Raw genomic sequence first — 13,476 nt, 5'->3', positions numbered from 1 at the left:
GGCTCTTATTCCAATGGTAATTGGAGAGTTAGCATTAATAAAGCTACAATTCCAGTAGAATCTTTTATGATATTATAACTCATATTTATTTCGTCTAAATATTTTATTAATATATTTTTTGTTTGGTATTCTTTAAAGCTAAGTTCAGCACTTTTATGTAATTCTCTTCTAACTTTAATTAGCCACGGTTCTAATTTTTCACAGGCTTTAATTATTTCATCCATAATAATTACCCCTTTTAAAGAAATATTAATTTAAGTATAAATTACTTTATTAAAAATAAAATGAAACAGAAGATTTTTAAAAAAATATTCTATATATATAAATTTATACTCTTTTATGTATGAATTTTTGTATAGATCATTAAAGGAGGAAAGATATAAAATAACTAAATATGTATATATCACAGAAGACGGAGGTGATTTTTTGGATAAAAAGAAAAGAGTAAAAAACATAAATGAATATAAAAAGAGAAAAAAGAATAGATATAGAAAGAGAAAAATAAAAAGAGTAGTTAAGCCTATTTTGTTCGTATTTCCTATGGTATCAATAATCATCATAAATTTATGTGGTAATGTTATTGTATCAAACTATAAATATGAAATTAATACATTAAAAAAACAGTTGAGAAAAGAAGAAATAGCTTTAGATGGTTTAAAAATGGAACAACTAAAAAACTCAAGCATTACTAATATAGAAGAAAATGCAAAAGAAAAGTTAAATATGGATTACCCTAATGAAAGTCAAATGAGATATGTTGACTTAAACAGTTAGAAAGGGAGGTTATTAATGAAGATAAAAATAAATAGTAGGAAGAGATTAGTTATAGTAATGGTCTTGGCATGCTCCTTGTTTTTAGGATTGATATTTAGGATAGGATATTTACAACTTGTTAAAGGAGAATGGCTTAGTACGAAAGCATCAGAACAACAGACAAGAGAAATTCCAATAGAAGCTAAAAGAGGAACTATATACGATACAAATATGAAGGAGTTAGCAGTAAGTGTTACAAAATACACAGTATGGTGTAAACCGGTTGAAGTAAAAGATGCGAAAAAAACATCGGAAGAGCTGGCAAAAATATTAGATGAAAAATATGATGATATATACAAGAAGGTAAATAAGAAAAATATGGCTTTAGTTAAAGTAAAAAGATGGATTGATGATGATACTGCAGATAAAATTACAAAGGCGGGATTATCAGGAATATGGGTGGCAGAAGACAACCAAAGATATTATCCATATGGTAACTTTGCATCTTATGTACTTGGACATACATCTGCAGATTCAGCAGGTGTAGCAGGTATAGAATTAAAATATGACAGTGTATTGAAAGGCACTTCGGGGAAATTGATTGTAAGTACTGATGCAGCAGGAAAAGAAATACCACAAGGTTCTGAACAATATTATGAGCCAACAACAGGAAATGGGTTGGTATTAACTGTTGATGAAGTAATTCAACATTATTGTGAAAAGGCTGCACAAAAAGCTTATGAAGAAAATAATGCAAGTAAAGTTACTATAATTGCAATGGATCCTAAAACAGGTGATATAAAAGCAATGGTAAAAAAACCTGATTATGATCCGAATACTCCAACAAAAGCGATTTATCCTGCATATGAAGAACTATTAGAAGAGTGTAAAAGTGATAATGAAAAAATAAAAGCATATTCAACAATGTGGAGAAATACTGCAGTAAGTGATACATATGAACCAGGTTCAACATTTAAGCTTATAACTTCAGCATCAGGGCTGGAAGAAGGTGTTGTTAAGCAAGATGATAAATTTACTTGTAGTGGCAGTGTAATGGTTGAAGGACAAAAAATAAAATGTTGGAGATCTTATAGACCTCATGGAGCTGAAACATTTAAACAAGGTGTTCAAAACTCCTGTAACCCAGTATTTGTTGAAGTTGGAAGAAGACTTGGAGTTGCAAAAATGTATGATTACATAGAAGCTTTTGGATTAAATAAAAAAACAGGTATAGATTTACCTGGTGAAGCAGGCAGTATAATGTATAAAGAGAAGGATGTAGGACCTGTTGAATTAGCAACAATTTCCTTTGGCCAATCCATATCAGTAACTCCTATTCAACTTATTACAGCAGTATGTTCCATAGTGAATGATGGAAATAGAATGGAGCCAAGGTTAGTAAAGTCATATACAGATAACAAAGGAAATATAACTAAAGAAATAGATCCTGTACAGGTTAAGCAAGTTATATCAAAAGAAACATCCGCTCAAATGAGAGAAATAATGGAATCTGTTGTTACAGATGGTGGAGGTAAGATAGCATATTTACCAGGATATAGATTAGGTGGAAAAACAGGAACTGCACAAAAAGTTATAAATGGGTCTTATGCTCAAGGCCATTATGTTTGTTCCTTTATTGGGATGGCACCAGCTGATGATCCAGAGATTGTAGTACTTGCAATAGTAGATGAGCCTACAGGAGTTATGCAATTTGGTTCAACTACTGCAGGACCTATTATTAAAGAAGTAATGAGCAATACATTAAAATACTTGGGTGTAGAACCTGAGTATACAGAAGAAGAAAAATCTGAAAACATTAAAAATAAAGTAAGTGTGCCTGATGTCAGAGGTTTAACTATAGAAGATGCAACAAAAGTTTTAGAGGAGGCTAAATTGGAGGCTAATATTGATAATGATGTGGATATAAAAGAGGAAACAATAATAAAAGATATGTTTCCAAAACCTGGAGTTAGCGTAAACGAAGGTTCTCTAATATCCATTTATTTTGATAATTAATATTATAGAAACTTATAAATACCTTCAAAAAAAAGTTAATATGGTATATAATTATTAAGATAAATGTATAAAAGGCGATGTATATAATGCATTGCCTTTTATAAAGATAAGTATGAAATTAAAAATGAATAAGGAGGTTAAAATGGAATATTTAACTATAAAAGAGTTAATACTTGCTAGTGAAGGACAACTGGTTTCAAAGTGTAACGAAGAAATTTTAGTAAACGATATAGTAATAGACAGTAGAAAAGCAAGTAAAGACAATGTTTTTGTTGCTATAGTTGGAGAGAACTTAGATGGGCATGATTTCATTAATTTAGCTATAAATCAAGGCTGTAAAACTATTATAAAAAATAAAAATAACAACGTTGACATAGAGAATAAAGAAATTAATGTAATAGAAGTAAACAACACGGAAATAGCTCTTGGTGATATTGCTAGATTTTACAAAAACAAATTTGAAATACCGTTTATAGCTGTTACGGGTAGTGTAGGAAAAACAACTACTAGAGATATGGTACACTCTACAATTAGTGCAAAATATAATTCACTAAAAAATGTAGGAAACTTAAACAACCAATTTGGAGTACCTTTAACTTTATTTAACTTAAATAAAGGACACGAATGTGCAGTAATAGAAATGGGAATGAGTGGGTTTAATGAAATTGAATATTTAGTAAACATAGTACATCCACAAATAGGTATAATTTCTAATGTTGGATATTCTCATGTAGAGCATCTTGGAAGTAGAGATGGAATATTTAAAGCTAAAATGGAAATAACAACAAACTTTGATGAAAGTTCGTTATTAATAGTAAACGGAGATGATGATTGTTTAAAAACTTTAAAAAATAAAGACTTAGTTTACAAATTAAAAACTTTCGGATTTGAAAAAAACAATGATATATATTGTGAATCTTTTGAAATGGATGAAGATAGTATAAATTTCAGAGCAGTTATTGATGGAAAAAAAGAAGAATTTTTCATACCAACAGTTGGAAAACACAATATATACAATGCTATGGCAGCCATATTAGTAGGAATTAATCTTAATATGACAATAGAGGAAATAAAAGACGGTTTAAAAAATTTCCAATGTACAAAAAATAGATTAGACATTATAAAAAATAATAATTTAACTATAATTGACTCAGTTTATAATGCTAGTATAGATTCTATGACTGCGGCACTAAACATTCTTGGCAGATATGAAAGTAGAAGAGTAGCAATACTTGGAGATATGTTTGAAATGGGTGAATTTGCAGAATTTGGCCATAGACAAGTAGGAAAAGCAGCGTTAGAAAATGTAGATATACTAATAGCAATAGGAAAGGATGCAGAGTTTATAGTAAAAGAATTAAAAGAAAGTAATATGAACCCTGACAATCTTTATCATTTTGAGACAAAAGAAGAAGCAATTGAAAAACTAGATGAGATTATAAAAGCAAATGACACTATTTTAGTCAAGGCATCGAGAGGAATGCATCTAGAAAAAATTGTTGAACATCTTAATAAATAGACAAAATAATTAGCGAACTAGGGAGAGGAGTTTTATATTATGTTAGGAATAACACAGCTTACGTATACAGCGATAATCGCATTTTTAATAGTAGTTATACTAGGACCAATATTTATACCAATGTTAGCAAAATTCAAATTTGGTCAAACGGTTAGGGATGATGGGCCCCAAACTCATTTACAAAAAAATGGAACACCGACTATGGGTGGAGTAATAATGATAATAGCTATTCTTATTACTGGACTTACGAGAGCAAAAATAGACAAAGACTTATTAGTAGGATTAATATGTATAACAGGATTTGGATTTGTAGGATTTTTAGATGATTTCATCAAAATAAAAATGAAGAGATCTTTAGGACTTAAAGCATACCAAAAAATTATACTTCAATTTGCACTTGCACTATTTGTAGCTTACTATCAATACAGTGCGTCACCAAGTGCAACACAAATAATGGTTCCATTTACTGATTATGTAATTAATTTAGGACCTTTATATGTACCAATAATGATGTTTATAATAATAGGAACAGTAAATGCTGTAAACTTAACTGATGGATTAGATGGTTTAGCATCAGGAGTAACATTAGTAGTATCGGCATTCTTTATGATATTAGCAACTACTGTAGGTAATAGTGATGTTGCTATACTTGCAGCAGCTACTGGTGGAGCTTGTTTAGGTTTCTTAGGATTTAACTCATATCCAGCTAAGGTATTTATGGGAGATACAGGTTCTATGGCTTTAGGTGGGGCAGTAGTATCTTTTGCAGTTTTAACAAACTCAGTACTTTTAATACCAATAGTAGGTGGGATTTATTTTGCAGAAGCTATATCAGTAATAATACAAGTGTTATCATTTAAATTAACTGGAAAAAGAGTATTTAAAATGGCACCAATCCACCATCATTTTGAACAATGTGGATGGCCAGAAACAAGAGTTGTATTCATATTTTGGATAACTACAGTAGTATTAGCATGGATAGGAATAATAGCAGTATTCTAATCATTAGGGGGGAAAAAAATGAACCTAAAAAATAAAAATATTTTACTTGTTGGGCTGGCAAAAACAGGTGTTTCAACAATTAAATTATTAAATAAATTAGAAGCAAATATAATAGTTAATGATATAAAAGATGAAGAAAAATTAAAAGATATATTATTGGAATTAAAAGATATAAAAAATGCAGAGTATATCCTTGGATATCATCCAGAGAATGTGGATCACATAGACTTGGCTGTAGTATCTCCAGGAGTACCTTTAGACCTACCATTTATACTAAAATTAAAAGAAAGTAATATAGAAATAATAGGAGAAGTAGAACTTGCTTATAGACTTTCTAAAAATCCTATATTTGTAGGAATAACTGGAACAAATGGAAAAACTACGACAACATCTTTAGTAGGCGAAATATTCAAATCAGATAATAAAGACACATATATAGTTGGAAATATTGGAAATCCTGTTATAGATACAGTAGAAAGTACAAATGAAGATTCTTATTTAATAACAGAGTTAAGCTCTTTCCAATTGGAAAGTATTGTTGATTTCAAACCTAAAGTTGCATCAATATTGAACTTTTCACCAGATCACTTAAATAGACATCATACTATGGAAAATTATATATCTGCAAAAGCTAATATATTTAAAAATCAAGATAAAAATGATTTTGCCATATTAAATTATGATGATGAAGAAGTTAGAAAATTATCTTCTAGGTGTAATGGTCAAATAATATTCTTCTCAAGAAAAGAAAAACTTGATAAAGGTGTATATTTAGATGAAAATAACAATATAGTTATTGATATAGATGAAAAAATTGTTTTATTAAACAAAAAAGAGCTTAGTTTACCAGGGAATCATAACTTAGAAAACTGTATGGCAGCTATTGCCATGGCATATGTATCTAATATTAATTTAGAAACATTAAAACATGTATTAAAGACATTCAAGGCAGTAGAGCATAGGTTAGAATATGTAAAGACTTTAAATGATATTATGTTTGTAAATGATTCAAAGGGAACTAATCCAGATTCAACAATTAAGGCAATAACTTCTTATGAAAATCCAGTTATATTAATAGCTGGTGGATATAATAAAGAAAGTGATTTTAATGAGCTTTTAGAAATAGGAAAAGAAAATATTAAAGCTTTAATTTTAATGGGAGAAACAGCTGGCATAATAGAACAATGTGCAAAAGAAAAAGATTATCAAACTATAATTAGAGTTAATAATATGAAAGAAGCAGTAGAGGCTTCTTACAACTTAGCCGAAAGTGGAGATGTAGTTCTTTTATCTCCTGCTTGTGCAAGTTGGGATATGTATAAAAGTTTTGAAGTGAGAGGATGCGACTTCAAAGATAATGTAAACAACTTAAAATAACTCCTTCAAAGCAATTTATTGCGAAATGGAGGGTAGTCTATCAGATGCCTAGTAAAATTTTAAAAAAGCAAGTTGACAGGGGAATGAAGACTGATTTTGATCCAGTAGTATTTTATACTACAATGATTTTAGTATTTTTTGGGATCATCATGGTGTTTAGTGCAAGTTATATTCAATCTTCATTTAAACACAATGATCCCTATTATTTTTTAAAAAGAGATTTAATATTTGCGACACTGGGATTTATAGGAATGATGGTTTTGTCCAATATAGATTACAAGGTTTGGAGAAAGTATGCGACTCTAGTATCTATAATAGCAATAATATTTTTACTTTTAGTTTTAACACCTCTTGGAATTGAAGCTAATGGTGCAAAAAGATGGCTAGGTGTTGGATTTGCAACTTTTCAACCATCAGATATAGCAAAATTCGCATGTGTTATATTTACAGCAAAACTAATAGAAAAACGATACGATAAAATAAAATCTTTGACAAAAGGTGTTTTACCACTTTTACTTATGCCTATGCTAATATTTGTATTAATAATGTTTGAACCTAATATGTCTACGGCTGGAACTGTAATACTTGTAACATTTGTTATGTTATTTGTAGCAGGAATGAATATGAAATTTGTTGGAGCAATGGGATTATCAGGAGTGGCGTTATTTGGTATTTTAGTAATGATAGAGCCTTATAGACTAAAGCGTATTACCTCATTTTTAGATCCCTTCCAAGATCCACTGGGAGCAGGATACCAGGTTATACAAAGTTTGTATGCGTTAGGATCAGGAGGATTATTTGGCTTAGGTTTAGGAAAGAGTAAACAAAAGTATTTTTACATACCAGAACCACAAAATGATTTTATCTTTGCTATAATAGGTGAAGAATTAGGCTTAATAGGATGTATACTAGTAATTATGTTATTTATATTATTAGTTTATAGATGTGTCCGAATAGCACTAAAATGTGAAGACATATTTGCTTGCATGTTAGTAATAGGTATAGGAGCTTTAATTGGTATTCAAGCAGCATTAAATATTGCTGTTGCCACATCAACTATGCCAAATACTGGGGTAGCCCTGCCGTTTATAAGCTATGGAGGAACATCACTGACCATGCTTATGGGCGAAATAGGAATAGTGTTAAACGTCTCAAAACATGTCAAGATTAATTAACAGGAGATGATGCAATGAAGGTATTACTATCAGGCGGAGGAACGGGAGGACACGTTTATCCAGCTATAGCAATCGCTAACAAAATAAAAGAAGAAAATCCTGATTGTGAGATATTATTTGTAGGAACAGAAAAAGGTATAGAGTCAGAAATAGTTCCAAAATACGGATATGAATTGAAAACTGTTACAGTGCAAGGATTTAGAAGAAAAATAGATTTTGAAAATGTTAAAAGAGTTTTTAAACTGTGTAAAGGTTTAGAGCAATCTAGAAAAATTGTTAAAAAGTTTAAACCAGACATAGTTATAGGAACAGGTGGTTATGTAAGTGGACCAGTTTTATTTAATTCATCTTTAAACAAGACTGTAACAATAGTTCATGAGCAGAACTCATTCCCTGGAGTTACTAATAAAATACTATCAAAAATGGTTACAAGAGTTCTTACAAGTTTTGAAGATTCTCATGTAAGGTTTCCTGAGGAAAGTAGAGACAAATTAGTACTTACAGGAAATCCAGTAAGAAAAGAAATTTTACAAGCAAGAAAATCTACTTCAAGAAAAAAACTAGGAATAAGTGAAGATAAGAAAATGGTACTTTGCTACGGTGGTAGTGGAGGATCAGAAGAAATTAATGAAGCAATGTTACTTGTAATAAAAAATATGGTTAAAGAAGATATTGCATTTATATTTGCCACTGGTAAGTTATACTATGATGAATTTATGGAAGCTTTAGGTGAAGTATCTTTAAAACCTTATCAAAGAGTAATGCCTTATTTAGATAATATGGCCGATGGGCTAGCAGCGAGTGATATAGTAATAGGAAGTGCAGGAGCTATATCTTTAGCAGAAATAACAGCACTTGGAAAGCCATCAATAATAATACCAAAAGCTTACACTGCTGAAAATCATCAAGAATACAATGCTAAGAGTATAGAATCTCAAGGTGCTGGCATAGCTATATTAGAAAAGGATTTAACTCCTGAAAGATTAAATGAAGTAGTATTTAAATTGCTAGGAGATAGAGAACTACTAATAGATATGGCTAATGCTAGTAAAAATATTGGTAAGCCTCAAGCAATAGACTTAATATACGATGAAATTATGAAAGCTTACAATGAAAAACAAGGCAGTAATGTAACAAAAAAAGAAAAGCAAGAATTAAAAGATATACCTGAAGAAATAAACTCTAATGAGGAAACTAAGGAAATAAAAACAATAGGAATAAAGAAAAAGTAACACATACCCCCCCTAACTCATAATATTTAATAATAAGGGATTTAATATTATGATTAGGGGGGTTCATTTTGTCTAAATATCTAATAACTGGTGGAAACAAAATACACGGAACCTTAAGTCTAAAAGGGGCGAAAAACTCCATTTTACCATTAATGGCTGCATCCTTATTGAATGAAAATATTAATATTATTCATAACGTTCCATTGATAGCTGACGTTTATACGATGATAGATATCTTAGAGAGTATAGGATGTAAAATTGATTTTAATGATCATGTCTTAGTAATCGATAGCTCTAATTTAACATCAAATGAAATAGATGAAGGATACGTTAAGAAAATGAGATCTTCTATTATTGTACTAGGAGCTATGATTAGTAGATTAGAACATGTTAAAATATATGAGCCAGGGGGTTGTGCAATAGGTAAAAGACCTATAGACTTACATCTAAACTCCTTGAGACAGCTGGGGGTAAAAATAGAAGAAGGATGTATTATAGACTGTGAAAGAAAAGAAATTATAGGAAATGATATAATTCTTGATAGTCCAAGTGTAGGTGCTACGGAGAATATTATTTTAGCAGCAGTAAAAGCAAAAGGGATAACAAGAATATATAATGCGGCTAAGGAACCAGAAATAGAGGATTTACAGGATTATGTGAATAAAATGGGAGCAAAAGTTAATGGTGCAGGAAGCGATTTTATAGAAATACAAGGTGTAGATAAATTAGATAAAGTAGAACATACTGTTATTCCTGATAGGATTGCAATAGGAACTTATATGGTTGCAAGTGCAATTACGGGAGGGTATTTGGAAGTAGATAAAATAGTAAGGTCCCATATGGAACCTATAAATAATACTTTAATAAAAGCAGGATGTGATATTGAATATACTAAAGAAGGTCTTATATTAACTTCTCCACAGAGAATTAAAGCAATAAACTTTTTGAAAACTGATACTCATCCTAATTATCCAACAGATATGCAAGCTCAGATGATGGCTCTTATGACTTTGAGTGAAGGAAATAATATTTTTTATGAGACAATTTTTGAAAATCGTTTTATGCATTGTAGTGAACTTAATAAAATGGGAGCAAACACAGAGATTATAAGTAGCCATTTATGTAGAGTAAACGGAGTAAATAAGTTATGTGGAGCTAAAACTAAATCACCAGATTTAAGAGGCGGGGCAGCTTTGATTATAGCATCCCTTGCAGCTGAGGGAGAAAGTGAAATTAGTAATATATATCATGTGGAAAGAGGATATGAAAATATAGAAGGGGTATTAAATAATTTAGGAGCAGATATAAAGAAAGTATAAAGGGTCTTTTAGGCCTTTTATATTTTTTGTCATAATTTGCTTACTAAAAAGAAAAACTTTGGTAGGATTTTTAAGTATGAAAGAAGTATTTTATATATAATAAAGTTAAGGAGGGGTGTGTTTGAAAAAAATAAAAAAAATAAATACTAATAAACTTATGGGAATCTTATTTTTTTCTTTATTGCTAACCTTTGGAACATGTTTCTTCTTAAAAAGTGATTTCTTTTTTTTAAAGCAGGTTGTAATAAGCAATAATAAATACTTATCAAACGAAGATGTTAACAATCTTTTAAGTTTAGATAAAAATAAGAATATTTTTTTCTATAATTTACAAGATTTAGAAGATAAAGTTAAAGAAAGCAACTATGTTGAAGATTGCGAAATAAAAAGGAAGATACCAAATAAACTGATGGTAAATGTAAAGGAAAAGAATATTATTGGCCCCTTGTATAATGGTAAGTCTTATTGTTATATAGACAATAAAGGAAAATTTGTGGATGAATTGAAAGAGATAAAAAATGATGATTTAGTTATATTTATCAATTATACATTAAAGAAGAAAACTTTAAAATTTAAGGATGAAGAAGATAAAAATGAGCTATTGACACTATATAATAAATTAGATGAAGAAAATATATTAAGACAAACTAAAACAATTGATTTTAGAAAAAAAACTGGAATTAGTATGAGGGGAAAAACTGGACTTACTATATGCCTTAATAAAGATAAGAACATAGAAAAAAATATAGAAAAGCTTAGTAAAGTTCTAATAGATTTACAAAATAGAAAAGAATTTTATGGAAAAATAGACTTTACTTATAACAACTATGTATTATATAGTCCTTATTCAAATTAAAAAATATTTAAAAAATAGAAAAAAGCATAAATAATATAAAAAATTACTTGAATATTACTATCTTTTCACAGTAAAATTTAAAGTAGGCAAATAGTGTAAATTACTATCACAAAATATTTCCTTAAACTTAAAAGATAAATATTTGAACTTTTTCATAAAATTAGGAAATATCTATTTTCAAATCATTACTATTAAGAGTATAATAATATAGAGAATAGGAAGCTTTTATATTATTTTATTTAAATGAATACTTATCCATATTATTTGACAAGATACGAGACTAATTGTTAATTATCTATTATGTATATATAATAATAAGAGTAAGAATTGGTATTTTTATGGAATAAAATAGTTGTTTAACAAAAAACATAAGTAAAATGATATAATCATAATACATAACTGTTTAATTCAGAAGATAGGGAGGTTAAAAAATAATGAATAATAATAGAATTGATATAGAAACTGACAACAATGATGCTGTTATAAAAGTTATTGGTGTTGGTGGCGGTGGAAACAACGCTGTTAACAGAATGATACGAGAAGAAGTAAAAGGAGTAGAATTTATTTCTATAAACACAGACAAACAAGCATTATTATCGTCTATGGCAGAAAATCAAATTCAAATCGGAGAAAAGTTAACTAGAGGATTAGGTGCGGGAGCTAAGCCTGAAGTAGGAAAAAAAGCTGCTGAAGAGAGTAGAGAACAAATCGTAAGTTTACTTGACGGAACAGATATGGTATTTGTTACTGCAGGTATGGGTGGAGGAACTGGAACAGGTGCTGCACCGATAGTTGCAAAGTTAGCAAAGGAAATGGGGATACTTACTGTAGGTGTTGTAACTAAACCTTTTGGGTTCGAAGGTAAAATAAGAATGAAAAATGCTGAAGATGGTATAAAAGATTTAAAAGCTAATGTGGATACATTAATAACTATACCTAATGATAGGCTTTTACAAATAGTACAAAAGAATACATCTATGGTAGATGCATTCTCTATAGCAGATAATGTATTAAAACAAGGTATACAATCCATATCTGACTTAATAAAAATGCCAGGTCTTATAAACTTAGACTTTGCTGATGTTACTTCTATAATGAAGGATAAAGGATTAGCTCATATGGGTATAGGTAATGCTAGTGGAGAAAATAGAGCTATAGAAGCAGCTAAAGAGGCTATACAATCGCCATTACTTGAAACTTCTATAAAAGGAGCTAAAGGGGTATTACTTAATGTTGCTGGTGGAGCAAACTTAACATTATTTGAAGCTAATGCTGCATCAAGTTTAGTTACAGAATCATGTGATCCAGAAGCAAATATAATATTCGGGACTTCTATAAGAGAAGACTTAGGAGAAGATATAGTTATAACTGTGATAGCTACAGGATTTGAAACTAATCCATCTCAAGGTTTTGAAAGTTCATTTAAAAATAGAGGAACTAATAAACCTTCAGAGATAGTTACCAAAAAAGCTGTAGTAGAAGAGGTTGCAGTAACAAAAGAAGAAAAAGTTGAGGAAAAAGTGGAAGCTAAAAAGCAGTCTCATGATATAGATGATGATTTACCACCAATTCCAGTCTTCTTAAGAAGAAATAGAAAATAGTAAATATACATAGTCAAATAAGAAGCTCAAGCTTCTTATTTTTTTGTTATAATCTCTATTTAGAGTGCATATTATAAACTATAAAGAAAATTATTAATTATAACAAATTATGAACAATATATATCTTTTTATACCAATAAAAAAGAAGTAAAATATTATTAAAAAAAGGAAAAAGAAGAATTTTTCCTTTTTTTGTGTTTTTTTATATTAAAGTAATTGGGTTTCGACTGTTAAAAGTGACACATTATTTTTTTACACTAGCTTATAATATAAACATAAAAAGGGGGAGTAATTAATGTATTTGGATCTTTACATTATTGAAAACCTATTAATAAATTATATTATTATAAGTTGTACTTCTATACTTACAAAAAATGTAAATTCTTATAAAAAAAAAATAATAGGAGCAGTAGTTGGAACTATTTATTCTGTTGTTTATTTATTTCCAAAGTTTTATTTATTATATACATTACCCTCAAAAATAATATTTATTGTAATTATAGGACTAATATCATTTGTTTCCACAGATAAAAATGAATTTATAAGAATACTTACAATATTTTTTTTGGTAAACTTTTTTATCTGTGGAGGTACATATTTTATAATTTATTTTACAGGTATAGAAC

12 protein-coding genes are annotated in these 13,476 nt (G+C 29.2%); 11 read left to right on the top strand and 1 reads right to left on the bottom strand.

Features of this window, described 5'->3' with window-relative positions; all coding sequences use genetic code 11:
- Positions 1-5: 5 nt before the first annotated feature.
- Complete coding sequence (locus QX51_RS21615; protein ID WP_301655488.1) at positions 6-224, bottom strand: hypothetical protein; 219 nt, start codon at positions 222-224, stop codon at positions 6-8.
- A 202-nt stretch (positions 225-426) separates the two neighbouring features.
- On the opposite strand from QX51_RS21615, the gene QX51_RS16490 reads away from it, so the two are divergent.
- The 11 genes from QX51_RS16490 to QX51_RS16440 form a co-directional block, all read left to right on the top strand.
- Positions 427-774 (top strand): FtsB/FtsL family cell division protein, encoded by a 348-nt coding sequence (locus tag QX51_RS16490; RefSeq protein WP_039680998.1) that lies wholly within the window; start codon positions 427-429, stop codon positions 772-774.
- A 15-nt stretch (positions 775-789) separates the two neighbouring features.
- Positions 790-2,769 (top strand): stage V sporulation protein D, encoded by a 1,980-nt coding sequence (locus tag QX51_RS16485; protein WP_039680997.1) that lies wholly within the window; start codon positions 790-792, stop codon positions 2,767-2,769.
- Between the two features lie 142 nt (positions 2,770-2,911).
- Entirely contained in the window at positions 2,912-4,288 is a 1,377-nt protein-coding gene (locus QX51_RS16480; RefSeq protein WP_039680996.1) for a UDP-N-acetylmuramoyl-tripeptide--D-alanyl-D-alanine ligase, read from the top strand.
- A 36-nt stretch (positions 4,289-4,324) separates the two neighbouring features.
- Entirely contained in the window at positions 4,325-5,290 is a 966-nt protein-coding gene (gene mraY, locus QX51_RS16475) for a phospho-N-acetylmuramoyl-pentapeptide-transferase (protein ID WP_139044986.1), read from the top strand.
- An 18-nt stretch (positions 5,291-5,308) separates the two neighbouring features.
- Positions 5,309-6,667, top strand: coding sequence for a UDP-N-acetylmuramoyl-L-alanine--D-glutamate ligase (murD, locus tag QX51_RS16470; protein ID WP_039680994.1), 1,359 nt, complete (start codon positions 5,309-5,311; stop codon positions 6,665-6,667).
- Positions 6,668-6,711: 44 nt separating this feature from the next.
- Positions 6,712-7,842: a stage V sporulation protein E gene (gene spoVE, locus QX51_RS16465; protein WP_039680993.1), complete on the top strand. Its 1,131-nt coding sequence runs from the start codon at positions 6,712-6,714 to the stop codon at positions 7,840-7,842.
- Positions 7,843-7,856: 14 nt separating this feature from the next.
- Complete coding sequence (murG, locus tag QX51_RS16460) at positions 7,857-9,074, top strand: undecaprenyldiphospho-muramoylpentapeptide beta-N-acetylglucosaminyltransferase (RefSeq protein WP_039680992.1); 1,218 nt, start codon at positions 7,857-7,859, stop codon at positions 9,072-9,074.
- A 68-nt stretch (positions 9,075-9,142) separates the two neighbouring features.
- Positions 9,143-10,393 (top strand): UDP-N-acetylglucosamine 1-carboxyvinyltransferase, encoded by a 1,251-nt coding sequence (gene murA / locus QX51_RS16455; RefSeq protein ID WP_039680991.1) that lies wholly within the window; start codon positions 9,143-9,145, stop codon positions 10,391-10,393.
- A 121-nt stretch (positions 10,394-10,514) separates the two neighbouring features.
- Entirely contained in the window at positions 10,515-11,249 is a 735-nt protein-coding gene (locus QX51_RS16450) for a cell division protein FtsQ/DivIB (protein ID WP_039680990.1), read from the top strand.
- 434 nt (positions 11,250-11,683) lie between these two features.
- The gene (ftsZ, locus tag QX51_RS16445; RefSeq protein WP_039680989.1) at positions 11,684-12,850 is read left to right on the top strand and encodes a cell division protein FtsZ; all 1,167 of its coding nucleotides are present in this window, start codon (positions 11,684-11,686) and stop codon (positions 12,848-12,850) included.
- 295 nt (positions 12,851-13,145) lie between these two features.
- A partial coding sequence (locus QX51_RS16440; protein WP_039680988.1) for a sigma-E processing peptidase SpoIIGA occupies positions 13,146-13,476 on the top strand: 331 nt, incomplete at its 3' end.

Origin of the sequence: Terrisporobacter othiniensis, assembly GCF_000808015.1 — a bacterium.
GTDB lineage: Bacteria > Bacillota > Clostridia > Peptostreptococcales > Peptostreptococcaceae > Terrisporobacter > Terrisporobacter muris.
The sequence above is the reverse complement of the archived record's forward strand: the minus strand, read 5'-3'. Positions and strand labels throughout refer to the sequence as shown.